Origin of the sequence: Delftia sp. ASV31 (assembly GCF_016428765.1) — a bacterium.
GTDB lineage: Bacteria > Pseudomonadota > Gammaproteobacteria > Burkholderiales > Burkholderiaceae_C > Comamonas > Comamonas acidovorans.
Genome location: NZ_JAELTK010000088.1, coordinates 1 through 24,540 on the forward strand (window position 1 = coordinate 1; position 24,540 = coordinate 24,540).

Sequence of the window (24,540 nt, forward strand, 5' to 3'; positions counted from 1 at the left end):
CCGTCTGGGCGCCGAAGGCCTCCTTGAAGGCATGGAAGTCCGATCCGTCCACCAGCCGCGCGATGACCTCGCGCATGTCCACTGGCGTGCGCGTGTCGGCCGGCATGATCTGCAGCAGCTCCTCGGCATCGTGGCGCGGGGCACGCCAGGCGGGGGCCGACGCATCGGTCCAGCCTATGCGCGCCATGATCTCGCGCACCCGCATGATGCCGTCCAGGTCGTTGTCGGCCAGGTAATCGGCCAGGCCCGAGGTGGCAGCATGCATGTCGGCGCCGCCCAGTTCCTCGTCGCTGGCCTCCTCGCCCGTGGCGGCCTTGAGCAGCGAGGGCCCTGCCAGATAGGCGCGGGCCTGGCCACGCACCATGACCACATAGTCGGACAGCCCCGGCAGGTAGGCGCCGCCAGCCGCCGAGGAGCCATGGATCAGCGACACCAGGGGCAGCCCTGCCGCCGACAGCCGCGCCAGGTTGTAGAACATGCCGCCGCCCACCAGGAAGCGCTCCACCCGGTACTTGCGCAGATTGCCGCCCGCGCTCTCCACCAACTGGATCAGCGGCAGCTTTTGCGCCAGCGCGATTTCCTGCGCCCGCATGAGCTTCTGCCCCGTGAGCGACTGCATGGCGCCCGCGCTGATGCCCGCATCATTGACAGCCACCATGCAGCGCACGCCCGAGACATGGCCTATGCCCGTGATCAAGGCGCTGCCGGGCACGCTGGTAGCCGGGTCCGGGTCCTCCAGGCTGCAATAGCCGGCCAGGGACATCAGCTCATGGAAAGGCCTGTCGGCATCAAGCAGATGCGCCAGCCGCTCGCGCGGCAGCAGCTTGCCCTGGGCATGGAACTGCCGCGCCGCGCGCGCCGAACGCTGCACGGCGCGCTGCTCCAGTTGCCGCACCTCGTCCAGGCGCTCCTGCATGTGGCGGCGATTGCGCTGCGCTGCGCCTTCCTGCCCGGGGGGCTGCACTTTGGCATCCATGGCTTGTCTCCATTGCTCTGCTTATGGATGGCCATGATGTCAGAGGCTTGCGCGCAGTTCCAACAACAAGTTCAGGGCTGCAAGGATAAGAAACTCTTATGGATCGGGCCCGACGGCTCCTCACGAAATCACATTCCGGATGAACCGCGTCACACCTTCGTGCAGGTTCACATAGGCGTAGTCCTGGGCGCTGCCGTAGATGGCGTAGTCGCCCGCCTCAATCGTCATCGGGCCTTCGCTCAGGTCCACCAGCAGGCGGCCTTCGACCACGACGATCATTTCGTGCCAGCCTTCCGGGTCGGGTTCGGCCTGGTAGCGTTCGCCGGGGCCCAGGGACCAGGACCACAGCTGGGCCTCGCGCGTGGCGGGCACGCTGCCCAGCAGCATGGCCTGGCTTTCGGGCCGGGTGCCGCGCCAGGCCATGGCGTCCATGCGCAGGCGCTGCGCGGCCGGGTCGCTGACGATTTCTATGAAGCTGGCTCCCAGCGCGTCGGCCAGCCGGTCCAGGCTGGACAGGCTGATGTTGGTGTCGCCGCCTTCCAGCTGCACGACCATGCGCCGGCTCAGGCCTGCGGCCTCGGCCAGGGCCGCCTGGCTCAGTCCTGCACGCTGGCGCAGGCGGCGCAGGTTTTCGCTGACGAAAGCCAGGACATCGGAGCGCTCTCCAGCGCTGTGCAATATATTTCTCATATGATCTGCGCAATATGTTGCACACGTCATCTTCTCACAGTTCGCGCACGCCGCTGCTCAGCCGGCAGGAGCTGGCCCTGATCGCCGTCACCATGGTCTGGGGCGGCACCTTTCTCGTGGTCCACCTGGCCATGCAGCACAGCGGGCCGCTGTTCTTTGTGGGCCTGCGCTTTGTCACGGCGGGTTTGATCGGGCTGCTGGTGTTCCGCAAGGCCATGGCCGGGCTCACGCGCACCGAGCTGGTGGCAGGCATCGCCATCGGTGCCAGCATCTTCCTGGGCTATGGCCTGCAGACCTTCGGGCTGCAGACCATCAGCAGCAGCAAGTCGGCGTTTCTGACGGCGCTGTATGTGCCGCTGGTGCCTCTTGTGCAATGGCTGGTGATGGGCAAGCCGCCGCGCCTGATGAGCTGGATAGGCATCGGCCTGGCCTTCACGGGCCTGATGCTGGTGGCGGGACCGGAGTCCGGCGGCATGGAGTTGAACGTGGGCGAGATGGCAACCATGCTGAGCACGCTGGCGATTGCGGCCGAGGTGCTGCTGATCGGGCATTTCGCGGGCAAGGTCGATGCGCGGCGCGTGACCACGGTGCAGTTGCTGGCGGCCGGCGTCATGGCGCTGCTGGCCATGCCGGTGGCGGGCGAATCCGTGCCCGATTTCTCATGGGTCTGGCTGTCCGCCGCGGTGGCCATGGCCTGCGCCAGCATCCTGATCCAGCTGACCATGAACTGGGCCCAGAAGTCCCTGTCGCCCACGCGTGCGACCGTGATTTATGCCAGCGAGCCGGTCTGGGCCGGCATCGTGGGACGCATGGCTGGCGACCGGCTGCCGGGGCTGGCCATCCTGGGGGCCGCGCTGATCGTGGGCGGCGTGCTGGTCAGCGAGCTGCGCCTGGGCAGGCAAACACCCAAGCCGTAACGCGCCCCGGATGCGGCCCCCGGCGTGCTGGGCCGCACCTGTCCAACCCTGCGGCAAAGCCACAGGCGAATTGCTGCGCAGGACAAATCGCGAGGGCATGCCAGGCGCCTTGAAAGCCCGGCCAGGACACTTCTCAGAAGCTCTTGAAAAACGGTATTTTCATAATCAATCAGAAACATCCGAGATCAAATAAGCTATTCCTAGGATAAATCCCATTTCCTCAATAATCCTAGGACGACTCTGAAAATCCGATTTTCATCAAAAAGATCATTACAAAACGCAATCAACCCTTTAGATTCCGCCTTTGAAAACAGGCAAGCCATTCATCGGCTTGATGGTCATTCAATTCAGGAACTCATGAAAGGGCGATGGCATGCAAAAGCGTGGCGCGGGAAATCGACGGAAATTGGCCGGCTTTACGGCAGCAATGGCAGCCGGCTGCACAATCGTTTTGGGGACGGGTGGCGCCGCATGGGCCGCCTCCGCAGGGCAAGGTCGCGGCTATGCGCTGGAAGTGAAGGCCGGCGTTTCATTGGTAGACCTCGGGCTGGATATCCCGCTGGTAGATACCGGACTGCAAAGTGCGCCGCCGGCGTTCAATGTCTCCGGGAAAATGCTTGCTGCAGACATCGGGGCCGCCGCCAACAGCTTGATTTCATTGAAGGCGGGTGTGCTCTCGGCAAGCACCGGGAGCTCGCTGGCGCAAAACCGCGTCGAAACAACCGCAGGCATCAGTGACATCAACCTGTCCATCGCTGGCGTCGTGGCCATCAAGGCTGATGTGCTGCAGTCCCAAGTGCAGGCAACCTGCGTCAATGGCGCCGTCCAGCCCACCGGGGCCGCGACCATCGCGAACCTGAGCATCTCCGTGCTCGGTATCCCTGTCCCAATTCCACTGAATCCATCCCCCAATACCGGACTGAATACCGGAATCCTGGAAATCGTATTCAATGAGCAAACTCCCGTGGATGGAGGAATGGAAGTCAATGCCCTGCGCATTGGCGCGAAAATACCCACCCTCGCCGACGTCAACCTCGTCTTGGGCCATTCGCAAGCCTCGCTTGCCGACTGCACCGCAGCGCAAGGGGATACCACGCCACCTGCGGTAGACATTACCACGTCCCCGGTGATCAATGCAGGCAACCAGGACGCCTACATCGTCGCAGGCAGTTGCACTGCGGGCGATGGCAATGTGAAGGTGACCATCGGCACGGCCCCGAAGTTCGTGACCATGACGACGGCCTGCAATGCAGCCGGAGCCTGGACGGCACCCGCTGCCAATGTGGCCAGCCTGCCCCTGGGTCCGGTGGACATCACGGCCACCCAGACCGATGCGGCCGGCAACACCGGCACGCGAAGTGTCATCACCACCAAGACCACGGCCGCAGCCACGGACACGACGGCACCCGTGGTCGCGGTGGACAACGCAGCCGCGATCAATGCCGGCAATGAGCACGGCTACACCGTCTCGGGCACCTGCACGGCCGGCGATGGCGATGTCAGGGTGCGCATCGGCACGGCGCCCAACTCCGTGGAAGCCATCGCAGCGTGCGGCAGCAACGGCCAATGGACCACTGCCGCCACCGACCTGGGCGGGCTGCCTGCGGGCACGGTGCCCATCCAGGCCAGCCAGACCGATGCGGCTGGCAATACAGGGACCGCCAGTGTCTCCGTCACCAAGGTCGATACCACGCCGCCCACCACGCCCTCGGTCACGGTGGTGAATCCTCCCTCGATAGACGCGGGCAACCAGGGCGGCTACATCCTCTCTGGCACCTGCACGGCCGGCGGTGGCAGCGTGACGGTGACCATCGGCACGGCACCCAAGGCCGTGGTGGTGACCGTGCCCTGCGATGGCAATGGCCACTGGACCACTCCTGCCACAGACGTGAGCGGCCTGCCCAAGGGATCGGTGACCATCACGGTCACCCAGACCCAGGCGACGGGCGATGTCGACTCAAGCACTGCGACCACCACCAAGACCACGCTTGGCGCGGGCGATGCCCCAGGCAGCGACTCCGTCGCAGCCATCCCCGTGGGCGGGGCCTGGGCCTCACTGCTCCTGCTGGGCGCGGCGGCGCTGGGACTGCGCCGCCGTGGCAGGCAGGCGGGTCCGCAGCGCTCCGGGCGGCACCACGATTGACGGAGTTGCCACGATCAAAGGCGCCACGGCCGTGGCGCCTTTTTTCGTTGGGCCTGCGCAAGGCATGGGGCGGCCTTGATGCGGCCTTGATGGCGTTGTGCGCAAACACAATCCGCCCTTGAGGCAGCCGTCCCTAGAGTCAAGGCCTCACAACAAATGGCTTCCTGATGAAGCCGCGCCGCCATGAGACCTGTCGCCATCCTCCAGCACGAATCCGCCCAGGGCCCTGGCGTTCTGCGTGAACACCTGGAGCAGCAGTGCATTCCCTACCGACTGTTGCAGCCCGCCCTCGATGGCACAGCCCCTGTGCACGCCGCCGAATACAGCGGCATCGTGGTGCTGGGCAGCAACCACAGCGTGAACGAGGGCCTGCCGTGGATGGAGGACGAACAGGCGCTGCTGGCCGATGCGCTGCGCAGCGACATCCCCGTGCTCGGCCACTGCTTTGGCGCACAGATGCTGGCGCGTGCCATGGGCGCCAGGGTCTGGCGCAACCCCTGCCCCAACATTGGCTGGAGCCGCATCTGGGTGACGGCCGCCGCCCAGCAGGTCATGGACCTGCCGCGCGAGGCGACGATCTTCCATTGGCACTACGACACCTTCGAGATTCCGCGCGGCGCCGTGCGCACCATGTACGGCAGCCACTGCCTGAACAAGGGCTTTCGCCACGGCCGGCACTGGGCCTTCCAGGGCCACATGGAAGTGACCGCCGCCAGCGTGGCCGCCTGGTGCACCGAAGGCCATGACGAGCTGCTGCGCGCACGCGGCCCCGCGGCGCAGACCGAGAGCGAGATCCTGCGCCACCTGGACCTGCGCATTCCCGTGCTGAACGCCCTGGCCCACCGGACCTACCGGGCCTGGACGGCACAGTTGCAGCGGCCGGTGGTCGTGAACCTGGGCGTGGCCAGCCGATAGCCCTCCCGAAGCGGACGCCCCGGTGAATACCCGGGGAGCGCTTGACGTGGCGTTTGCACGCAGGGAAACTTTCGATACGAAATAAAAAACTTTCGAATCGAAAGAATCCATGCAGGACCAAGGCAACAGTTCACTCAAGCGCAGGCTGCAGATCGTGGAGCTGGCGCGCAAGACCGACGAGGTGCGGGTGGAGGCGCTGAGCGTGCTCTTCGGCGTCTCCACCGTCACCATCCGCAACGACCTGCACTACCTGGAGCAGCAAGGCTATGTGGTGCGCGCCTTCGGCAAGGCGCGCTACAACCCGGCCCTGCTCAAGACGGCCGCCGAGATACCCGGCGCCCCTGCCGCCGCGCAAGGCCCGGCGCAGGCCCAGGTGGCCCAGGGCGCGCTGGGCTGGATCGAGGACGACGCCTCGGTCTTCCTGGGCAGCGGCCGCATCACCCACCGCGTGCTGCCGTTGCTGGCCAGCCGCCAGGGCATTGCGCTGACGCTGCACGACCTGGCCATGGTGGCGACGGCGCGGCAGTTTCTCGATTGCGCCATCCACGTCACGGGCGGCACGCTGGCCGGCGACGAGCCCGGCCTCATCGGCCCCGGGGCGGAAGCGGGCCTGCGGGCCCGGCCGCTGGACATCTGCCTGTTCGAGATCTGCGGCATCGACGACCGCAACCGCCTGCTGTGCCGCGACCCGGGCGCGGCTCGCCTGTATTCGGCAGCCGTGGAGCACAGCACCAAGGCCGTGGCGCTGGCCCTGGATCTGGACAGCACCACGGGCGGGCACCCGGTCTGCGACATCGCCCAGATCGACGGCCTGTGCGCCCACCAGGACATGGAGCCGGGCGCCTTCGATCTGCTGGCGCACCACCGGCTGCAGGCCACCCGCAAGGCCGAGGGCCGCATCGAATTCGCCAGAACCTGAGCTTTTCCACAACGACAGAGGGAGGGAGACCGCCATGGACCGCAACACGTTTCTCCGGCGCATGCTGGCCGGCGCATTCACATTCGGCCTGCCGGCCAGCCCGGCGCTTGCACAGCCGGGCTCCGGCCCCAGCCCTGCCCGCACCATCGGCGTGTCCCTGCTCACGCAGCAGCACCCGTTCTACCTGGAACTGGCCCAGGCCATGCAGCAGGAAGCCGCGCGGCAGGGGCTGAAGCTGGACCTGAGCATTGCCAACCAGGACCTGGGCAAGCAGATCTCCGATGTGGAGGACTTCGTCAGCAAGAAGGTGGATGCCATCATCCTGTCACCCGTGGATTCACGCGGCGTGAAGGCCGCCGTGCTCAAGGCTGCCGCCGCCAGCATTCCCGTGATCACCGTGGACATTGCGGCCAGCGGGGTCGAGGTCGCATCGCACGTGGCCACCGACAACCGCGCCGGCGGCGTGCTGGCTGGCCAGCTCATGGGCCGCGCCACGGGCGGCAAGGGCCAGATCGGCGTGCTGCACTACCCGTCCATCCAGTCCGTGGTCGATCGCGTGGAGGGTTTCAAGGCCGCCATCGCCACCTTTCCCGGCATGAAGATCGTCTCCGTGCAGCCGGGCATCACGCGGGCCGAGGCCCTGGCCGCTTCGCAGAACATGCTGCAGGCCCACCCCGACCTGGCAGGCATCTTCGGGTTTGGCGACGACGCGGCCCTGGCTGCACTGGCCAGCGTCAAGGGCGCAAGAAAGCTGGAGCAGGTCAAGATCGTCGGCTTTGACGGCATGGCCGAGGCGCGCGCGGCCGTGGACCGGGAGCCGGCCTTCGTGGGCGTGATCCGCCAGTACCCCGACCAGCTGGGACTGCAAGCCGTGGCCATTGCCGCGCAGCTGCTGCAGGGCAAGCCGGTGGAAAAATTCCACCCCGTGCTGCCCGGCGTGTACACGGCTGCCGCCAGATAGCCAGATACGGACCTGCGGAGCAAGCCATGCCAGGCCCATCTGCGAAGCCCTGCCCCGGCCATCCCCAGGATGGCGCCGCAATGCCGCCCCCACTGCTGCAAGCCCGGGCGCTGGCCAAATCCTTCGGCGCCGTGCAGGCGCTCAAAAGCGTGTCCTTCCGCCTGCGCGCAGGCACGGTGCACACGCTGCTGGGCGAGAACGGGGCCGGCAAATCCACCCTGCTCAAGATCCTGGCCGGCGTGCACCGGCCCGATGGCGGCCAGCTGCTGATCGAGGGCACCGGCACCGAGCTGGCCAGCCCCGCCGATGCGCAGCGCCACGGCATCGCCATCGTTCACCAGGAGCTGAGCCTGGCTCCCAACCTCAGCGTGGCGGACAACCTGTTTGCCGCGCGGCTCCCGCAGCGGGCCGGCTGCGTGGACCGCCGCGCACTGCGCCGCGACGCCGCCGCGCTGCTGGCCCGACTGGGCATGGACCTGGACCCCAACGCGCCGGTGGCCGACCTGTCGCTGGCCCAGCGCCAGCTGGTGGAGATCGCCAAGGCGCTGGCCCAGCCCGCGCGCATCGTCATCATGGATGAGCCCACCTCCTCGCTCAGCGACAGCGAGGCGCAGATTCTCTTCACCCTCATCGCCCGCCTCAAGGCCGAGGGGCGCGCCATCATCTACGTCTCGCACCGCATGGACGAGATCATGCGCATCTCCGACGAGATCACCGTCATGCGCGATGGCAGCTCCATCTGCACCCTGGCGCGGGACGAGACCGACATCGGGGCGCTGATCGCGCTCATGGTGGGGCGCCAGATGCAGGACATCTATCCGCCGCGCGGCCCCGCCCCTGACCGCAGCACGCGCGCCCTGCTCCAGGTGCGCGGACTGGGCCTGGCCGGGCGCTTCGAAGGCATTGACTTCGAGGTCCATGCGGGCGAGATCGTGGGCTTTTTCGGGCTGGTGGGCTCGGGCCGGTCCGATGTCATGGATGCGCTGTTCGGCATGCACCGCTGCACGGGCAGCATCCTCATGCACGGCCGGCCGCTGCGCCTGCGCTCGCCGGCCGACGCCATTGGCCAGGGCATGGCCTTCGTGACCGAGAACCGCAAGGAGCAAGGCCTGGTGCTGGACCAGTCCGTGCAGCACAACATCTGCATGGTGCAGGTGCACAGCGGGCGCGGCGGCGCACTGCTCACCGACGAGGCGGCCGAGCAATCGCTGGCCCGCGCCTGCGTGCAGCGGCTGAAGATACGCGTTGCCGGCCTGCACCAGCCCGTGCGCCAGCTGTCGGGCGGGAACCAGCAAAAGATCGTGTTCGCCAAATGGCTGGCCATGCGCCCCCGGCTGCTGGTGCTGGACGAGCCCACGCGCGGCATCGACGTGGGCGCGAAGTTCGAGATCTATGCCCTGATCCGCGAGCTGGCAGCAGCCGGCACGGCCGTCATCCTGGTGTCGTCGGAGCTGCCCGAGGCACTGGCCCTGAGCGACCGGTTGCTGGTCATGCGCAACAAGCGCCTCGTCCAGAGCCTGGACACCCTCCATCTGCGCCAGGAGACCGTGATGGCGCACGCCACCGGAGCAGGACTGCCATGACCCCTTCCGAACTGAGCATCACCGCGTCTGGCTCCTCCAAGGCCTCCAACGCCTCCGACGCTGCCGAAAGCATCCCGGACAGCCAGGAAACCTGGCGAGACGGCTTGCGAGGTGGCTGGCGATCGCTGCGGCGCCACGCCGGCACCCTCATGGGCCTGGCCGCCCTGGTGCTGCTGTTCTCCCTGCTGTCGCCGGCCTTTCTGACGGGCGGCAACCTGCGCAACGTGCTGCTGCAGGTGTCCATCATCGCCATCGTGGCCTTCGGCATGACCTATGTGCTGCTGCTGGGCGAGATCGATCTCTCGGTGGGATCGGTGGTCGCCCTGGCAGGCAGCGTGGCCGGCCTGATGCTGGGTCAGGGCCTGGCGCCCGCCCTGGTGCTGCCCGCCGTGCTGCTGTGCGGCCTGCTGCTGGGCGCGCTCAACGGCTCGCTGTCGGCGCTGCTGCATCTGCCGTCCTTCATCGTGACGGTGGCGACCATGGGCATCTTCCGGGGTCTGGCCTATATCGTCTCGGGCGGCATGCCGGCGCCGGTGGACAACGAGGCCTTTCTGTGGATCGGCAACGGCGAATGGCTGGGCATGCCCGTGCCCATCTGGATCCTGGCCGCACTGCTGGCCGCCAACCACTTCGTGCTGGCCCGTACCGTCTTTGGCCGCAAGACCTATCTGGCAGGCGGCAATGCCGAGGCGGCCACCTATGCGGGCATACGGGTGGGGCGGCTCAAGATCGCCATCTTCATGCTGTCGGGGCTGATGGCGGCCGTGGGCGGCCTGCTGCTCACCTCCCGCCTGTACTCGGCCCAGCCCAACGCGGCCATGGGCTGGGAGCTGGACGCCATTGCCGCCGCCGTGCTGGGCGGCACGCGCCTGGCCGGAGGCCACGGCAGCGTTGCGGGCACCTTGATAGGGGCGCTGATGATCGGCGTCATCAACAACGGCATGAACCTGATGAGCGTGCCCTACTTCTATCAGCTCATCGTCAAGGGCAGCGTGATTCTGGTGGCCGTGTGCATCGATGTGCACAGCAGGCGCAGGCGCTGACGCATGGGCCGGCGGCGCAGCGAACGGCGCACGGGGTTTGATTCCAAAGGGAGGCAGAGCATGCAATCCATCATGACCATGGGCGAGATCCTCGTCGAAATCATGGCCGAGCGAAAAGGCCAGAGCTTTCGCGCGCCGGGGCCGCTGACCGGGCCCTATGCCAGCGGGGCGCCCGCCATCTTCATCGACCAGGTGGCCCGGCTGGGGCATCCGGCCGCCATCATCGGCTGCGTGGGCGATGATGATTTTGGCTGGCTCAACATCGACCGCCTGCGCCGCGACGGCGTGGACACCAGCGCCATCGCCGTGTGCAAGGGCGCCGTCACGGGCAGCGCCTTCGTCACCTACCGCGACAGCAGCGAGCGCGACTTCATCTTCAACATCACCAACAGCGCCTCGGCACAGCTGCAGCCCGAGCAGGTCAACCAGGCCGTGCTCAAGGACTGCGCGCACTTCCATGTCATGGGCTCGTCGCTTTTCTCGTTTCGCATCATCGATGCCATGAAGAAGGCCATCGAGATCGTCAAGGCCCAGGGCGGCACCGTGTCCTTCGACCCGAACGTGCGCAAGGAGATGCTGCGCATCCCCGAAATGCGCGAAGCCCTGGCCTACATCCTGGAGTTCACCGACATCTTCCTGCCCAGCGGCCACGAGGTCACGCAGCTGGCCCGCTCGGCCGACGAGGCCGGCGCCATCGCCGAGATCTTCGCGCGCGGCGTGCGCGAAATCGTGGTCAAGCGCGGCGCCGACGGCTGCAGCTACTTCAGTGCCGACGGGCGCATCGACCTCGACGCCCTTGCCGTGGACGTGGCCGACCCCACGGGCGCGGGCGACTGCTTTGGCGCCACCTTCATCGCCTGCCGGCGCCTGGGCAAGACCGCACTGCAATCGCTGCGCTACGCCAATCCGGCCGGCGCGCTGGCCGTCGCCAGCAAGGGGCCGATGGAGGGCACATCCGGCTTTGCCGGGCTCGACGCACTGCTGGCACAACAGCCGCAGCACCTGCGGCATGCGGTGATGGAGGGCTGAAACCATGCCCACCCATCTCACCCACCCCACCCATCTCACCCCCCCCACCCATCTCACCCACTTCACCCGCCTGGCGCAGTCACGCTCCGGGCAAACGCCAGCAGCCGCAGGCGATGCGCGCGCAACAGGCAGCGCACTCGGCATCTACTCCATCTGCTCGGCCCATCCCCTGGTCATCGAGGCCGCCATGCACCAGGCGCTGGACGACGGCACGCCCCTGCTGGTGGAGGCCACCGCCAACCAGGTCAACCAGTTCGGCGGCTACACCGGCATGCAGCCCGCCGACTTCAGCCGCTTCGTGCAGGCCATCGCCCACCGCGTCGGCCTGCCGCCAGACCGCGTGCTGCTGGGCGGCGACCACCTGGGCCCCACGGCGTGGACGCACCTGCCTGCCGCCGAGGCCATGGGACTGGCGCAGGACCTGGTGCACGCCTATGCGGCGGCCGGCTTCGTGAAGCTGCACCTGGACGCCAGCATGGCCTGCGCAGACGACCCCCAGGCGCTGGACGACGAAACCGTGGCCCGCCGCGCTGCCCTGCTCTGCCAGGCGGCCGAGCGCGGCAGCACCTGCCCGGCGCCCGGCCCCGTCTACGTGATCGGCACCGAAGTGCCCGTGCCCGGCGGCGCCGCGCATGCGCTGGAGCATGTGCAAGTCACTGCCCGCGCCGACGCCCAGCGCACGCTGCAGGTGCACCGTGAAGTCTTCGCGCAACAGGGGCTGGACCCCGTCTGGCCGCGCGTCATTGCCATGGTGGTCCAGCCCGGGGTGGAGTTCGATCACACGCGCGTGGTGGACTACGCGCCCGGTGAAGCGGCCGACCTCAAGCAGTTGCTGCGCCAGCACCCGCAACTGGTCTTCGAGGCCCACTCCACCGACTACCAGCGGCCCGAGGCCCTGCGCCAGCTGGTGCAGGACGGTTTTGCCATCCTCAAGGTCGGCCCCGGCGCCACCTTTGCGCTGCGCGAGGTGCTGTTCGCGCTGGCCGCCATCGAAGAGCAGCTCATCGACGCGCACCAGCGCTCCCACCTGCCCGCCGTGCTGGAGTCCGCCATGCTGGGCCGCCCCGCCAGCTGGGAGCGCTACTACCGCGGCGAGCAGCCCGATCCCGGCGCCCAAAGGCTGCTGCGCATCTACAGCTACAGCGACCGCATCCGCTACTACTGGGCCGACCCCACGGTGAACGCCGCCGTGGCGCGGCTGCTGGACAACCTGTCCGCCTGCACCCTGCCCGAGAACATGCTCAGCCAGTTCCTCCCCGCCCAATACCAGGCCGTGCGCGCCGGGCGGCTTGCGCCCTCGCCCCACGCGCTGGTGCTGGACCGCGTGCGCGAGGCGATCAGGCCGTATGCGGCGGCTTGTGGCCACAGCCTCACAGCTGCCCCGCCTCCCCCCTGATCAAATCCCACACGCTTTGCGCCACGGGTGACAGCTCGCGCTGGCGGCGGCGCACCAGCATGATGTCGCGCTGCACGCGCGGCAGCAGGGGACGGCTGGCGAGGGCGTCGGGGGTGGTGGCGCCACTCGCGGGAGCTCGCCATTCCTGCGGCACGGCCAGTTCCGGCACCACGCTCAGGCCGAGGCCCGCCTGGAGCATGCAGAAGATGGTGGTGGTGTGGCCGACTTCCTGGACCACGGCGGCCTCGGCGTCGTGGGCCTGCAGCGCGGCGTCGATCAGGCGGCGGCTGCCGGAGGCGTGGTCCAGCAGTACCAACGGCTGGCCGGCCAGGTCGCTCCAGGCCACCTGGCGCTTGCGGGCCAGCCGGTGCGTGGACGGGCAGACCAAGCAGAACGGTTCACTGAGTATGGTTTCGCAGTGCAGGTCGTCGCGGCCTTGCGGGTCAATGACCACGCCGAAGTCCACCTCGCCGCTGCGCACGCTTTGCAGCACGTCGCTCTGGATGCGGTCCAGCAGCAGCAGCTCGATGCCCGGCGCCTGCTCGCGGCAGCGCGCAATGCAGCGCGGCATCAGGTGGGCCGACAGCGTGGGGCTGCTGGCCACGCGCACCTTGCCCAGGCGCTGGGTGGCCAGGCCGCTGACTTCGAGCAGGCATTCATCCAGCGCGTCCAGCACGCGCGTGGCATGGCCCTGCAGCAGGCGGCCGGCGTCGGTCAGTTCCACCTCGCGCGTGGTGCGGTGCAAAAGCTGCACGCCCAGGGCCTGCTCCAGTTCGGTGACATTGCGGCTGACGGCGGGCTGGGTGAGCGCCATCAGCTCGCCGGCACGGCTGAAGTTGCGGCTTTCCGCCACGGCCAGGAAGGCGCGCAGCTGGCGCAGGCTGATACTCATACGGAAAAATTATAAAACCATCAGATAAATCCATTTCTCTTTTCAATGGCCGTGGCGTCCAATCGGGGCCTTGCAGCCTGGCTGCACGAACCGATAGTTAGTTGGAGAGAGTTTTCCCATGGCACGCCCCCGCTTCGCCCCTGACAATTTCACGCTGATGCTGCTGTCCACCGTGGCACTGGCCAGCTTCCTGCCCGCCTCGGGCGCCGTCTCGCAATGGCTGGAGGTGGCGACCACGCTCATGGTCAGCCTGCTGTTCTTCCTGCACGGCGCCAAGCTCTCGCGCGAGGCCATCTTTGCCGGCATAGGCCACTGGCGCCTGCACCTGACCATCTTCGCGGCCACCTTCGTGCTCTTTCCCCTGCTGGGCTGGGCGCTGCGCCCCGTGCTGGAGCCGCTGGTCACGCCCGAGATGTACATGGGCGTGCTCTTCCTGTGCACGCTGCCGGCCACGGTGCAATCGGCCATCGCCTTCACGGCCATGGCGCGCGGCAACATGCCCGCCGCCGTGTGCAGCGCCTCGGCCTCCACGCTGATGGGCATCGTGATCACGCCCATCCTGGTCAGCATGCTGCTGCACAAGAGCGCCGAAGGCGGCGACGCGCTGCAGGCCATCGGCAAGATCGCGCTGCAGCTGCTGCTGCCCTTTGTGCTGGGCCATCTGCTGCGGCCCGTGATCGGCGGCTTCATCTCGCGCCATGCCAAGCGCGTGAAGTTCGTGGACCAGGGCTCCATCCTGCTGGTGGTGTACACGGCCTTCAGCGCCGCCGTTATCAGCGGCCTGTGGCAGCAGACGCCCCTGCCTGCGCTGCTGGGCCTGCTGCTGCTGTCGTCCATCCTGCTGGCCCTGGTGCTGGTCATCACGTCATGGACGGCGCGCCGCCTGGGCTTTTCCAAGGAGGACGAGATCACCCTGGTGTTCTGCGGCTCCAAGAAGAGCCTGGTCAGCGGCGTGCCCATGGCCAAGGTGCTGTTCGAGTCCAGCGCCGTGGGCGCCATCGTGCTGCCGCTGATGGTCTTCCACCAGCTGCAGCTCATGGTCTGCGCCGTGCTGGCCCAGCGCTATGCACGCCGGCCCATGCACCCCGAGGCGATCGAGGATGGCGCCGTGCCCGCCAGCGCTGCGCCGACCGCCAAGGCCGAAACGGCGCCGGCCAAATAAGGCGCGGGCGCGCTCCCATCACAAAAAAGCCTGGCTCTCGCGCCAGGCTTTATTGCATCTCATCCCTTCAGGGCCAGGTTGTTGAGCTTGTCCAGCCGTTCAGGCCAGCTTCCCTGCTGCGCCGACTGCAGCAGGATGCGCGTCCAGGCGATCCAGGCGTCCCACTGCACGCGCTTGTCCCAGGCATTGCCCCAGCCGCTGAAGCACTGCAGCGCGCTGGTGGCTGCGCGCGCGGCGTCGTCGGCACGGCCGGCAGACAGGTAGAGCTGGGCCAGCACCATCTGCGGCTCGCCCACCCAGGGGTTCAGACGCACGGCGCTTTCCAGCACGGCCGTGGCGGCGTCCAGGTCCACCAGCGGCTGGTCCAGCTGGATCACCGACCAGTACAGCGACACGGCAGCGGCCTCGTCGCCGGGCGAAAGCTGCCGGCTGCAATGGTCGAACACCGGCGGCAGCGGCAGCTGGGCGCGCAGCGCCGGGTGCTGCAGCGCACGGCCCAGGTCGCTGATCTGGCTGAGCATGCGGCTGGCCGGCCGCATGGGACCGGGCCACAGCGAGGCCGCCCAGTGCACGCCCTGCTGCCGCTGGTTCTGCACCTGCGGAAACTGCGAGTAGATGTCTTCCTGCCAGCTGAACCACTGCTCCATGGCATCGGCCATGCTCACGATGGTGAAGGCCGCCACCTCATAGGCGCTCAGGCGCTGGCTGCGGCCGGCGGATTCCAGCGCCATGGAGCCGTCTTCGGCCAGGTCGCCGGCCAGTATCTTCTGCATGAACTGCGTGCGGCTCATGGTGCAGAACAGGTAGACCAGGTGCTCGGCGCCCTCGCCCACCAGCTCGCGCAGGCGGCCGCGCTCGCTGCCCGCGTCGAACTTGACCAGGTCCACGAAGGCGTTGCCGTAGACGCTGTGCAGCAGGCCCAGCAGGCGCACGTCGCGCGGCTGGCGCCACAGCGCCAGCGAACGCGCCACGCCCGCCAGGTGGTGGCGGAAGGTGCCGGCCTTGTGCCAGTCCTGGCCCACGCCGCGCGCCAGCACCACGGGCAGCACAGGGGCGAGGTCGGCATCCTTGGCCAGCCATTCCTCGTCCAGCAGGTCCTGGGCGCGCGTGAACAGCGCCTCGTCAAGTGTCTGGAACAGTGTCGGGACAGGCAGGCTCATGCGGGCACCTCCATGGCAGCGGCGGGCCGCTGGGTATATTGAGCCACCCAGCCCGCCGTATCGGCGAACAGGCGCAGCGCCTTGATGCGCCGCGTGGCGGTCAGCGTGAAGCGGTGCTCCACGCCGGCCGGTATGCGCAGGTAGTCGCCGGGCTGCACGCGCAGCACGCGCTCTTGGCCGTGGGCATCAAAGAAGCCGAACAGGCCTTCGCCTTCGAGGATGTAGCGCACCTCGTCATCGGCATGGGTGTGGGGCTTGTCAAAGCGCTCCAGCGCCTCGTCCAGGCCCGGCGTGCCCGGGTGCAGCACGACCAGGTCCATGCTGTGGTAGCCATGGGCCACGCATTCGTCGACCACCAGCATGCCCACGGCCTGGACCACGGTGGCCTTGCCGCCGTCGTCCAGCTGGGCCTGCGCCAGCAGCGCGGCAAGGCCGGGCTCGGGCGCCAGCGGGCGGCGCTGCCATTGCACGCCGATGGCGGCCACGAAGTCCGCGTCGGAAACCCGGTGGGATGCGAGGCTGCCCATGGTCTTACCAGGCCGCCGTGTAGGCGCCCTTGAACTGCGTGTCGATGAACTGGCGCACCTCGGGCGATTGGTAGGCCTTGACGAAGGCCTGCAGGCCCGCGTCCTTCTCATGGCCGGCGCGCGTGGCGATCAGCACGGTCACATAGGGCGTGTCCGTGGCTTCCAGCGCCAGCGAATCCTTTTGCGGCGACAGGCCTGCGGCCACGGCATAGCTGCTGTTGACGGCGGCAGCGTCCAGGTCGTCCAGCGAGCGCGCCAGCTGGGCGGCCTCCAGTTCCACGAAGCGCAGCTTCTTCGGATTGGCCGTGATGTCCAGCACCGAGGCACGGGCGCCCGCGCCGGTCTTCAGTTCGATCAGCTTTTGCGCGGCCAGCACCATCAGTGCGCGCGAGCCATTGGTGGGGTCGTTGGGGATGCCCACGCGCGCACCGCTCTTGAGGTCGGCCAGGCTTTTGATCTTCTTGGAGTACACGCCCATCTGCTGGTTGACCGCACGGGCCACGGGCACGAGCTTGTAGCCCCGGTCCTTGTTCTGGGCGTCCATGAAGGGCTGGTGCTGGTAGATGTTGGCGTCCAGCTCACCCTGCGACAGGGCAGCGTTGGGCTGGATGAAGTCGCCGAATTCGACCAGCTTCACCTTGAGGCCGTTCTTCTCGGCCACTTTCCTGGCCACCTCGGCAATCTGGGCATGCGGGCCCGAGGTCACGCCGATGGTGACCGAGCCGTCGGCCGCATGGGCCGGCAGCGCCGCCATTTCCGCCAGCGGCAGGACGGCGGCCAGGGCCAGCGACTGGAGCAAGGCGCGTTTTTTCATGGAATCCCTCTTTTGGAAAATCTCGCGGCTCCTTGCCGCTGCTGCCACTGCGGCCGTTGGATCAGCGGTGGCTCAACCTGCGCACCGCCCAGTCGCCCAGGCTCTGAATGGCCTGCACGAAGAAGATCAGGATGATGACCACGGCCAGCATCACATCGGGCAAAAAGCGCTGGTAGCCGTAGCGGATGCCCAGGTCGCCCAGGCCGCCGCCGCCAATGGCGCCGGCCATGGCCGAGTAGCCGGTCAGGCTCACCAAGCTGATGGTCAGGCCCGCCACGATGCCGGGCAGCGCCTCGGGCAGCAGGATCTTCCAGACGATCTGGCCCGTGGTGGCGCCCATGGACTGGGCCGCTTCCACCAGGCCGTTGTCCACCTCGCGCAGCGCGGTCTCCACCAGGCGCGCCACGAAGGGCGCTGCCGCAATGGTCAGCGGCACCACGGCCGCCCAGGTGCCGATGGACGAGCCCGTGATCAGACGCGTCAGCGGGATGATGGCCACCAGCAGGATGATGAAGGGGGTGGAGCGCAGGGCATTGACGATCCAGCCCACGATCTTGTTGGCCGGGCCGTTCTGCAGCACGCCGCCGTGGTCGGTCAGGCGCAGGAACACGCCCAGGGGAATGCCGATCAGGCCGCCCACCAGGCCCGAGACGCCGACCATGATGATGGTCTCCCACAGCGAGCTGACGAACAGCTCCAGCATCATTTCCGAAAAATTCTCAAACATCGCTCAATCCCTGGTGGAAACGATCTGCACCTGCACGCCGGTGGCGCGCAGATGGTCCACGGCGGCATCGATCTTTGCCGCGTCGCCGCTGGCGAAGACAGCCAGCGAGCCGAAGGTCTGCTCCTGGATCTCGTCGATCTGGCCATGCAGGATGGACAGGTCCAGCCCCAGCTCGCGGATCAGGTGCGACAGGATGGGCTGGTAGGCGCTCTCGCCCGCATACGACAGGCGCAGCAGCCGGCCTTGCTGGCCGGGCGCCAGCTGGGCGGCCAGCGCATTCACGCGCACGGCCACCGACTCGGGCAGTTGCTGGGGAACGATCTCGTCGATCAGGCTGCGCGTGATGGCCTGCTGCGGGCGCGTGAACACGTCGATCACGGGGCCCAGCTCGGCAATCTCGCCGCCGTCGATCACGGCCACGCGGTCGGCGATCTGCTTGATCACCTGCATCTGGTGCGTGATCAGCACCACGGTCAGGCCCAGCTCGCGGTTGACCTTGCGCAGCAGGTCCAGGATGGAGCGCGTGGTCTCGGGGTCCAGGGCCGAGGTGGCTTCGTCCGACAGCAGCACCTTGGGGTGGCTGGCCAGCGCGCGCGCAATGCCCACGCGCTGCTTTTGCCCGCCCGAGATCTGCGCCGGATAGCGGTCGCGCAGCGCGCTCAGGCCCACCAGGTCCAGCAGCGGGTCCACGCGCTTCTTGATGTCGTCGGCCGACATGCCCGCCAGCTCCAGCGGCAGCGCGGCGTTGTCGAACACCGTGCGCGAGGACAGCAGGTTGAAATGCTGGAACACCATGCCGATGTCGCGGCGCGCCGTGCGCAGCTCGGCATCGCTGAGCTGCATCAGGTCACGGCCGCCCACCAGCACCTGGCCCGAGGTCGGGCGGTTGAGCAGGTTCAGGCAGCGCACCAGCGAGCTTTTGCCCGCGCCGCTGCGGCCGATGATGCCGAACACCTCGCCCGACTCGATCTGCAGGTTGATGCCCCGCAAGGCATGGACGGGCCCGGTGGGGCCCTTGTAGGTCAGGGAAAGATCCCGAATCTCGATCATGAAAAAACGCCGCGGCGCAGGACGGCCTGGGGACGCCGCTGCGCATTGTTGGGAAGTGGGAGCAAATATAGGTTGCGCGTATAAAAACGCAAACTATAAAAAAATTAAGTAATAAGAAGCTCCGGTTATGCCCGGGACTTCACTACTTTCTGCACAACCCTCAACTATGCCTGAATGTGGACACGCCCTGGCCCTGCCGGGCTATGCGCGGCGCCACGGAGCACTGCGGCAAGGCCCTTCTTGCGGCGGCGTCTGATTGACAGTGCGGCCGGCACGCTGCCGTCGCGGCCTGGCGGGCCTGGCCCGCTCCTGCTTTTGACGATGGCAGGCACCTGCCGCTGCCGCCGCGCTGACGCCAGAAGCAGCCTTTGCTGACAGGCCGCGCGGCATGCGCCCTCCTACAGTGGGCTCAACCCCACAGGAGAAGAGCGCCATGCGCCCAGAACAACACTCCGGCGCCGGCAGCCAGGCCGGCACGGCTCCCTTGTCGCGGCGCGGCTTTCTGCAGGCCGCCAGCATCGCAGGCGTCAGCGTCTGGGTGGCGCCGCTGGCCAGCCAGGCCTATGCAGCCCTCTTTGAAGACCGCGTGCTCGGCAGCGTGGCCCGCGAGCCGGTCACGCAGCTGCCGCGCATGCGGCTCGATGGCCGCTCCAAGGTCATGGGCGCCAAGGTCTTCGCCCGCGACATCCGCGCACGCGACATGCCGCACTGGCCCCAGCAGCAATCCCATGCCTTCATCGTGCGCACCACGCTGGCCGACCGGCTGTTCGACGGCATGGACCTGTCTTCCCTGGACGGCGAGCTGGCGCCCGACCGCGTGGTCACGGCCGAGGACCTGGCGCGCGACGGCCTGGCCTTTCCCGAGTTCTATGGCGAAGACATGCTGCTGCCCGCAGGCAAGACCCCCGCCTACCTGGGCCAGGCCGTGGCCATCCTGATCTACCACGACTTCGCGCGCTTTCGCTTTGCCAAGGAAAGGCTGCAGGCCACGGCCGGCGTCATCCGCTACGGCCGCGTCACGGGCGCGCTGGACCGTCCGCCCTGGGGCGTGTTCCGCTACGTGCGCCAGGGCGGCGCCACGGCCTTTGACGACGACGTGTTCTCCAGCCTGCGCGATGCCCCGCTGTTCCCCGCCGAACGCAAGCCGCTGGTCTGGCCGCAGATCTCCAAGGCCGACGCGGTCACGGCACGCGGCCTGCGCGCGGCCGAGCAGATCGCCCAGGAGCTGGCCACGCCGCCCGCCGACTGGCTGGTGCTGCAGCGCCACTACGCCACGCAATCGGTGGACACGGCCGCGCTGGAACCCGACAACGCCAACTGCTGGTATGACGCGGCCACGCAAAGCCTGCACATGGTGCTGGCCACGCAATCGCCGCACGAAGTGGCCGAATGGGCTGCGCAGATGGTGCAGGCCAGCAGGTTCCCGCTCAAGAACCTTTTCGTGCACCCGTGCTACACGGTGGGCTACGGCTCCAAGGACCACGCGCCCATGCCCTACTACGGCCTGGTCTGCGCGCTGTATGCGGACGGCAAGCCCGTGCGCCTGGCCAATGACCGGTTCGAGCAGTTCCAGTCCTCGCTCAAGCGCCATGCCTTCGAGATCGACTACACCATGGCCATCGACAGGAAGACCGGCCTCTTCCAGAGCCTGGTGGCCAACATGACGGCCAATGGCGGCGGCCGGGCCAACTTCTCGCCCTCGGTCGCCATGGTCGGCGGCACGGCGGCGCAGTCCATCTACTACTTTCCCAAGAACGACATCACCGCCGTGGCCCTGGCCAGCCGCGCGCTGGACGCGGGCTCGGCACGCGGCTACGGCACGCTGCAGAGCATGGCGGCCACCGAAATGATGGTGGACGAAATCGCCGAACTGCTGCAGATCGACCCCATCGAGCTGCGCCTGCGCAACGTGCTGACCTCGGGCGCCAAGAACACCCAGGGCGCCATTGCCGCCGGTGCCCTGCGCGCCGACGAGGTGCTGGAGCGCGCCCGCCGCCATCCGCTGTGGACCGAGCGCGCCAAGCGCAAGACCGCCTACGAGGCCAGCCACCCGGGCCAGCGCTACGGCGTGGGCTTTGCCTGCGTGCAAAAGGACTTCGGCACGGGCGGCGAGGCGGCCTTCGCCCGCATCGAGATATCGCTCCAGGGCCGCGTGCTGCTGCACCACTCGGGCACCGAGATCGGCACGGGCATGGGCACCTCGCAGGCCCAGCTGTGCGTGCAGTGGTTCGGCAAGCCCGCCGACGAGCTGCAGACCGCCTGCCTGGACTGGCCGGAGCTGCCGCTCAAGGCCGAGGGCGACAACTACACCATGCCCCAGGCCGACCAGGACCGCTTCGCCACCCGGCCGCTGTGGACGCCGGTCTACGCCTCGCCGGCCAGCGCCAGCAACTCGGCCTACTACTACAGCCACGCCACCAGCGAGACGGCGCGCGTGGTCTTCGAGCACGGCCTGTGGCCGGCCGCCGTCGCCATCTGGAGCCAGGGGACGGGCGGCGGCCAGAAGGCGCCCTACGTGGTGCGCCGCGAGGACGCGCGCTGGGTCAACGGCATGCTCACGGCCAACGGCATGCAGCCGCTGTCCCTGCAGGCCCTGGCCCAGAAGGCCCATGCCATGCAGCTGGTCACGGGCGCCGTGGGCCATACCTTCAACCGCTGGCAATGGGCCGAGGCCGACTTCGACATCCTGGGCACCAGCGCGCGCCGGCCGCTGGACGCGCTGGCCGTGCGCCTGGGCAGCGCGCCCGATGCTGCCGCCGTCACGCCGGCCCCTGACACCACCGACACGCCGCAGGCGGCCACGCCCGTCGAGGCCTCTGTCACCGCGCGGCGCAGCGCCGCCGGCTACCGCATGATTGCGCGGCGCAACCTGTTCTATCCGCCCATGCAGCGCAACAACGCGGGCGTCACCTACTACAGCGCCAATGCGGCCCTGGTCGAGCTGGCCGTGGACACGGGCACGGGCGCGGTCGAGCTGCTGGCCCACCACTCCATCATGGAGTGCGGGCGGCCCATCGTGCCCGAGCTGGTGCACGGCCAGCTCGAAGGCGGCATCGCCATGGGCATAGGCCATGCGCTGTACGAAACCATGCCGCTGTACGAGGGCGGCCCCGGCGACGGCAACTGGAACTTCCACCGCTACCACCTGCCGCGCGGCAGCGAGGTGGCGGTCTGGAAGCAGACGGCCGAGCTGCTGGCACCGCTGTCGGACACCGATCCGCCCAAGGGCATTGCCGAGGTGGTGATGATTCCCATCGTCGCCGCCATCGTCAACGGACTGCACCACGCCATTGGCAAGCGCTTCCACGACCTGCCCGTGACCCCGCAAAAGATCAGGGAGGCACTCGCACCATGAGCCTTGTCCCGCGCCCCTTGTCGCTGACCGTCAACGGCCAGACCGTTGGCCCCATGGACGTGCCCGAAGGCATGCCCATGATCGACTTCCTGCACGAATACCTGAACCTCACCGGCTCGCGCCTGGGCTGCGGCATCGGCGAATGCCGGGCCTGCACCATCATCGTGGACGGTCCCGAAGGCAGCCGCGAGATGCGCACCTGCATCACCGGCGCCCACTACTTCCAGGGCCGCAAGGTCCGCACCATCGAAGGCATTGCCGACCCGGCCGGCGCGGACACCGCGCCCCCGCCCCCGCCCGGCGCCTCGGGCCAGCCGCGCAAGGTCATCGCAATCAGCCCCGTGCAGCAAAAGTACCTGGAGCATTTCAGCTTCCAGTGCGGCTACTGCACGCCGGGCTTCGTCATCGCGGCCACGGTGCTGGTCGAGCGCCTGGCCAAGGCACCCATCCGCGCGGCCGATGTGGAACAGGTCGTGGGCGAGGCGCTGCAGCCCCACCTGTGCCGCTGCACCGGCTATGTGCGCTACTACGCGGCCGTGAAGGACCTGGTCCTGAACACGCCCGGGCTGACCTTGAAAGGATGAGCGCCATGTCCGCCGCCGACCCCAGCGCAGCCGCCCCCACCGCCGCCACCGGTTCCCCCACCGCCGCGCCACCTGCCGACTACAGCGGTGCCCGCCCCCCGCCACCGCGCAGGCCCAGGCGCCGCTGGCGCAGGCTGCTGCTCATCCTCCTGCTGCTGGCCGTGCTGTTTGCCATTGCCGCCGTCTGGGGCAACCGGCCCCATGTGCCGCAGCGCGAGCCGCAGGCCGTGCACCGCAGCCCGCAGCAGCTGGCCCAGGGCCTGTACCTGGCGCGCGCCGCCGACTGCATGGCCTGCCATGACGGGGTGGGTGGCATGGGTGGCGCCCGGGAAGGCCAGCCCTTTGCGGGCGGCAAGCCCCTGCCCACGCCCTTCGGCACCCTCTACGGCACCAACATCACCCCCGACCCGGACCACGGCATAGGCCGCTGGACGGCCGAGGAATTCCACGCCGCCGTAACCCGCGGCACGGCGCCGGGCGGGCGCCAGCTCTACCCGGCCATGCCCTATGCCTCCTACCACCTGATGAGCCGCGAAGACTCGGACCTGATCTACGGCTACCTGATGAACATCCGGCCCGTGGCCCAGCCAAACACCAAGCCCGCCCTGCCCTTTCCCTTCAACCTGCGCGTGCTGATGTTCGGCTGGAAGACGCTGTTCCTGTCCAGCGCGCCGCTGCCCGTGGGCTCGCAGGGCCAGAGCCCGGCCTGGCTGCGCGGGCAGTACCTGGGCAATGTCATGGGCCACTGCGCCGAATGCCACACGCCGCGCGGCATGTTCGGCCAGATGCAGAAGGACCGCTGGCTGCAGGGCGGCACGCTGTCGCTGTTCACGGCCCCCGGCATCACCGCCGAAGCCCTGGCCGCACGCGGCTGGACGCGCGAGGGCATGGCCCAGTTCCTGCAGACGGGCTTCTCGGCCCACGGCAGCGCCTTCGATGAAATGCACGAGGTCATCGCCAACAGCACCCGGTACCTCACGGCCGAGGACATGACGGCGCTGTCCACCTTCCTGCTGGGCGACAACCCGCCCGCGCCCCAGCCCCTGCCGGCCGCCGCGCCCCCGGATTCCGGCACCGGCAACAGCGCGGGCAATGGCGCGGGCAACGGCGCGGGCACGCTGGACGCGGGCCGGGGCCACTACATGGCGCTGTGCGCCAGCTGCCACGGCAGCGAGGGCCTGGGCCGCAGCCTCACAATGCCCCCGCTCAAGGGCAACAGCACCGTGCGCCAGGCCGACGCCCGCAACCTGGTGCTGGCCATCCTCGTCGGCCTGCCCAAGCACCCGGCCACCCAGCAGGGCCCCGCGCCCCTGCCCGGCATGCCCGGCTTCATGCAGGAGCTGACCGATGGCGAAGTCGCCGCCCTGGCCAACTACACCCGCGCCACCCTGGGCGGCCAGCCCGCCGACGTGACGGCCGCCCAGGTGGCAGACCTGCGCAGCGCAGCTGGAAAGGCCGGGCACAAGGCTGCGCCGTGAAACACCGGCTGTTCTACGGAGCCCAACCCGTATGCCTGCGCCTGCGGCGTGGCGGTTGCGGGGTTGCAGTCCTGCCGAAGGACAGGACTGCTTCGTCAACTGACTCGCTGCGGTTGTCTGAGCGAAGTTCACGCAGTGAACGCCTGTCTCTTATACACATCTAAAAAGGGGGGGGGGGGGGGGGGGGGGGGGGGGGGGGGGGGGGGGGGGGGGGGGGGG

General features: G+C 68.4%; 22 protein-coding genes. 13 read left to right on the plus strand and 9 right to left on the minus strand.

Annotated features, from left to right (window positions below; translation table 11 throughout):
• Together JHD82_RS24020 and JHD82_RS24025 are read right to left on the minus strand one after the other, a co-directional pair.
• The coding region (locus tag JHD82_RS24020; RefSeq protein WP_307838118.1) for a carboxyl transferase domain-containing protein at nucleotides 1–976 on the minus strand (976 nt) is incomplete at its 3' end.
• A 120-nt stretch (nucleotides 977–1,096) separates the two neighbouring features.
• The gene (locus tag JHD82_RS24025) at nucleotides 1,097–1,666 is read right to left on the minus strand and encodes a helix-turn-helix domain-containing protein (RefSeq protein WP_026062195.1); all 570 of its coding nucleotides are present in this window, start codon (nucleotides 1,664–1,666) and stop codon (nucleotides 1,097–1,099) included.
• A 14-nt stretch (nucleotides 1,667–1,680) separates the two neighbouring features.
• Here JHD82_RS24025 and JHD82_RS24030 point away from each other — a divergent pair, with 14 nt between their 5' ends.
• A complete protein-coding gene (locus tag JHD82_RS24030) occupies nucleotides 1,681–2,583 on the plus strand; it encodes a DMT family transporter (protein WP_013802833.1) in 903 nt (300 codons plus the stop codon).
• A 655-nt stretch (nucleotides 2,584–3,238) separates the two neighbouring features.
• On the opposite strand, the gene JHD82_RS29965 is transcribed toward JHD82_RS24030, so the two are convergent.
• A complete protein-coding gene (locus tag JHD82_RS29965) occupies nucleotides 3,239–3,631 on the minus strand; it encodes a hypothetical protein (protein WP_233174871.1) in 393 nt (130 codons plus the stop codon).
• Between JHD82_RS29965 and JHD82_RS29970 the strand changes: the two genes are divergently transcribed.
• From JHD82_RS29970 to JHD82_RS24070, 8 genes are all read left to right on the plus strand, one after another.
• Complete coding sequence (locus JHD82_RS29970) at nucleotides 3,623–4,726, plus strand: hypothetical protein (protein ID WP_233174872.1); 1,104 nt, start codon at nucleotides 3,623–3,625, stop codon at nucleotides 4,724–4,726. The two genes, JHD82_RS29965 and JHD82_RS29970, sit on opposite strands and share 9 nt — an antisense overlap.
• A gap of 183 nt (nucleotides 4,727–4,909) precedes the next feature.
• Nucleotides 4,910–5,641, plus strand: coding sequence for a type 1 glutamine amidotransferase (locus JHD82_RS24040; RefSeq protein WP_097202617.1), 732 nt, complete (start codon nucleotides 4,910–4,912; stop codon nucleotides 5,639–5,641).
• Between the two features lie 109 nt (nucleotides 5,642–5,750).
• Nucleotides 5,751–6,560, plus strand: coding sequence for a DeoR family transcriptional regulator (locus tag JHD82_RS24045; RefSeq protein WP_180317340.1), 810 nt, complete (start codon nucleotides 5,751–5,753; stop codon nucleotides 6,558–6,560).
• A gap of 34 nt (nucleotides 6,561–6,594) precedes the next feature.
• Nucleotides 6,595–7,521 carry a substrate-binding domain-containing protein gene (locus tag JHD82_RS24050; protein WP_199139161.1) on the plus strand — a complete coding sequence of 309 codons (927 nt, stop codon included), beginning with the start codon at nucleotides 6,595–6,597 and terminating at the stop codon, nucleotides 7,519–7,521.
• 80 nt (nucleotides 7,522–7,601) lie between these two features.
• Nucleotides 7,602–9,104: a sugar ABC transporter ATP-binding protein gene (locus JHD82_RS24055; protein ID WP_233174873.1), complete on the plus strand. Its 1,503-nt coding sequence runs from the start codon at nucleotides 7,602–7,604 to the stop codon at nucleotides 9,102–9,104.
• A complete protein-coding gene (locus JHD82_RS24060; RefSeq protein WP_199139165.1) occupies nucleotides 9,101–10,147 on the plus strand; it encodes an ABC transporter permease in 1,047 nt (348 codons plus the stop codon). Before JHD82_RS24055 ends, JHD82_RS24060 begins: the two co-directional genes overlap by 4 nt.
• 60 nt (nucleotides 10,148–10,207) lie before the next feature.
• Nucleotides 10,208–11,176: a sugar kinase gene (locus JHD82_RS24065; protein WP_199139167.1), complete on the plus strand. Its 969-nt coding sequence runs from the start codon at nucleotides 10,208–10,210 to the stop codon at nucleotides 11,174–11,176.
• A gap of 4 nt (nucleotides 11,177–11,180) precedes the next feature.
• Complete coding sequence (locus tag JHD82_RS24070) at nucleotides 11,181–12,572, plus strand: D-tagatose-bisphosphate aldolase, class II, non-catalytic subunit (RefSeq protein WP_199139169.1); 1,392 nt, start codon at nucleotides 11,181–11,183, stop codon at nucleotides 12,570–12,572.
• On the opposite strand, the gene JHD82_RS24075 is transcribed toward JHD82_RS24070, so the two are convergent.
• Nucleotides 12,547–13,464 carry a LysR family transcriptional regulator gene (locus JHD82_RS24075; protein ID WP_199139171.1) on the minus strand — a complete coding sequence of 306 codons (918 nt, stop codon included), beginning with the start codon at nucleotides 13,462–13,464 and terminating at the stop codon, nucleotides 12,547–12,549. The two genes, JHD82_RS24070 and JHD82_RS24075, sit on opposite strands and share 26 nt — an antisense overlap.
• Nucleotides 13,465–13,582: 118 nt before the next feature.
• Here JHD82_RS24075 and JHD82_RS24080 point away from each other — a divergent pair, with 118 nt between their 5' ends.
• Complete coding sequence (locus JHD82_RS24080) at nucleotides 13,583–14,626, plus strand: bile acid:sodium symporter family protein (protein WP_199139173.1); 1,044 nt, start codon at nucleotides 13,583–13,585, stop codon at nucleotides 14,624–14,626.
• 59 nt (nucleotides 14,627–14,685) lie between these two features.
• On the opposite strand, the gene JHD82_RS24085 is transcribed toward JHD82_RS24080, so the two are convergent.
• The 5 genes from JHD82_RS24085 to JHD82_RS24105 all read right to left on the minus strand — a co-directional run bounded on the left by JHD82_RS24085 (nucleotide 14,686) and on the right by JHD82_RS24105 (nucleotide 18,904).
• A complete protein-coding gene (locus JHD82_RS24085) occupies nucleotides 14,686–15,786 on the minus strand; it encodes a DUF6817 domain-containing protein (protein ID WP_099733951.1) in 1,101 nt (366 codons plus the stop codon).
• A complete protein-coding gene (locus JHD82_RS24090) occupies nucleotides 15,783–16,313 on the minus strand; it encodes a cupin domain-containing protein (RefSeq protein WP_199139175.1) in 531 nt (176 codons plus the stop codon). Before JHD82_RS24090 ends, JHD82_RS24085 begins: the two co-directional genes overlap by 4 nt.
• A 4-nt stretch (nucleotides 16,314–16,317) precedes the next feature.
• Nucleotides 16,318–17,127 (minus strand): MetQ/NlpA family ABC transporter substrate-binding protein, encoded by an 810-nt coding sequence (locus JHD82_RS24095; protein WP_199139177.1) that lies wholly within the window; start codon nucleotides 17,125–17,127, stop codon nucleotides 16,318–16,320.
• Nucleotides 17,128–17,188: 61 nt separating this feature from the next.
• Nucleotides 17,189–17,854, minus strand: coding sequence for a methionine ABC transporter permease (locus JHD82_RS24100; RefSeq protein WP_199139179.1), 666 nt, complete (start codon nucleotides 17,852–17,854; stop codon nucleotides 17,189–17,191).
• Nucleotides 17,855–17,857: 3 nt separating this feature from the next.
• Nucleotides 17,858–18,904, minus strand: a complete 1,047-nt coding sequence (locus tag JHD82_RS24105) for a methionine ABC transporter ATP-binding protein (RefSeq protein ID WP_016448088.1) — start codon at nucleotides 18,902–18,904, stop codon at nucleotides 17,858–17,860.
• 433 nt (nucleotides 18,905–19,337) lie between these two features.
• On the opposite strand from JHD82_RS24105, the gene JHD82_RS24110 reads away from it, so the two are divergent.
• The 3 genes from JHD82_RS24110 to JHD82_RS24120 are packed head-to-tail and all read left to right on the plus strand — an operon-like array spanning nucleotide 19,338 to nucleotide 24,321.
• Nucleotides 19,338–22,259 carry a xanthine dehydrogenase family protein molybdopterin-binding subunit gene (locus JHD82_RS24110; RefSeq protein WP_199139181.1) on the plus strand — a complete coding sequence of 974 codons (2,922 nt, stop codon included), beginning with the start codon at nucleotides 19,338–19,340 and terminating at the stop codon, nucleotides 22,257–22,259.
• Nucleotides 22,256–22,843 (plus strand): (2Fe-2S)-binding protein, encoded by a 588-nt coding sequence (locus JHD82_RS24115; RefSeq protein ID WP_199139182.1) that lies wholly within the window; start codon nucleotides 22,256–22,258, stop codon nucleotides 22,841–22,843. Before JHD82_RS24110 ends, JHD82_RS24115 begins: the two co-directional genes overlap by 4 nt.
• A gap of 5 nt (nucleotides 22,844–22,848) precedes the next feature.
• Nucleotides 22,849–24,321, plus strand: coding sequence for a cytochrome c (locus tag JHD82_RS24120; RefSeq protein WP_199139183.1), 1,473 nt, complete (start codon nucleotides 22,849–22,851; stop codon nucleotides 24,319–24,321).
• Nucleotides 24,322–24,540: the final 219 nt, after the last annotated feature.

Excerpts from the sequence above, each read along its gene's own strand:
- JHD82_RS24025 (WP_026062195.1), bottom strand. The coding sequence starts at position 1,666 with ATGAGAAATATATTGCACAGCGCTGGAGAGCGCTCCGATGTCCTGGCT.
- JHD82_RS24030 (WP_013802833.1), top strand. The coding sequence starts at position 1,681 with ATGTTGCACACGTCATCTTCTCACAGTTCGCGCACGCCGCTGCTCAGC.
- JHD82_RS29965 (WP_233174871.1), bottom strand. The coding sequence starts at position 3,631 with ATGGCCCAAGACGAGGTTGACGTCGGCGAGGGTGGGTATTTTCGCGCC.
- JHD82_RS24040 (WP_097202617.1), top strand. The coding sequence starts at position 4,910 with ATGAGACCTGTCGCCATCCTCCAGCACGAATCCGCCCAGGGCCCTGGC.
- JHD82_RS24045 (WP_180317340.1), top strand. The coding sequence starts at position 5,751 with ATGCAGGACCAAGGCAACAGTTCACTCAAGCGCAGGCTGCAGATCGTG.
- JHD82_RS24050 (WP_199139161.1), top strand. The coding sequence starts at position 6,595 with ATGGACCGCAACACGTTTCTCCGGCGCATGCTGGCCGGCGCATTCACA.
- JHD82_RS24055 (WP_233174873.1), top strand. The coding sequence starts at position 7,602 with ATGCCGCCCCCACTGCTGCAAGCCCGGGCGCTGGCCAAATCCTTCGGC.
- JHD82_RS24060 (WP_199139165.1), top strand. The coding sequence starts at position 9,101 with ATGACCCCTTCCGAACTGAGCATCACCGCGTCTGGCTCCTCCAAGGCC.
- JHD82_RS24065 (WP_199139167.1), top strand. The coding sequence starts at position 10,208 with ATGCAATCCATCATGACCATGGGCGAGATCCTCGTCGAAATCATGGCC.
- JHD82_RS24070 (WP_199139169.1), top strand. The coding sequence starts at position 11,181 with ATGCCCACCCATCTCACCCACCCCACCCATCTCACCCCCCCCACCCAT.
- JHD82_RS24075 (WP_199139171.1), bottom strand. The coding sequence starts at position 13,464 with ATGAGTATCAGCCTGCGCCAGCTGCGCGCCTTCCTGGCCGTGGCGGAA.
- JHD82_RS24080 (WP_199139173.1), top strand. The coding sequence starts at position 13,583 with ATGGCACGCCCCCGCTTCGCCCCTGACAATTTCACGCTGATGCTGCTG.
- JHD82_RS24085 (WP_099733951.1), bottom strand. The coding sequence starts at position 15,786 with ATGAGCCTGCCTGTCCCGACACTGTTCCAGACACTTGACGAGGCGCTG.
- JHD82_RS24090 (WP_199139175.1), bottom strand. The coding sequence starts at position 16,313 with ATGGGCAGCCTCGCATCCCACCGGGTTTCCGACGCGGACTTCGTGGCC.
- JHD82_RS24095 (WP_199139177.1), bottom strand. The coding sequence starts at position 17,127 with ATGAAAAAACGCGCCTTGCTCCAGTCGCTGGCCCTGGCCGCCGTCCTG.
- JHD82_RS24100 (WP_199139179.1), bottom strand. The coding sequence starts at position 17,854 with ATGTTTGAGAATTTTTCGGAAATGATGCTGGAGCTGTTCGTCAGCTCG.
- JHD82_RS24105 (WP_016448088.1), bottom strand. The coding sequence starts at position 18,904 with ATGATCGAGATTCGGGATCTTTCCCTGACCTACAAGGGCCCCACCGGG.
- JHD82_RS24110 (WP_199139181.1), top strand. The coding sequence starts at position 19,338 with ATGCGCCCAGAACAACACTCCGGCGCCGGCAGCCAGGCCGGCACGGCT.
- JHD82_RS24115 (WP_199139182.1), top strand. The coding sequence starts at position 22,256 with ATGAGCCTTGTCCCGCGCCCCTTGTCGCTGACCGTCAACGGCCAGACC.
- JHD82_RS24120 (WP_199139183.1), top strand. The coding sequence starts at position 22,849 with ATGTCCGCCGCCGACCCCAGCGCAGCCGCCCCCACCGCCGCCACCGGT.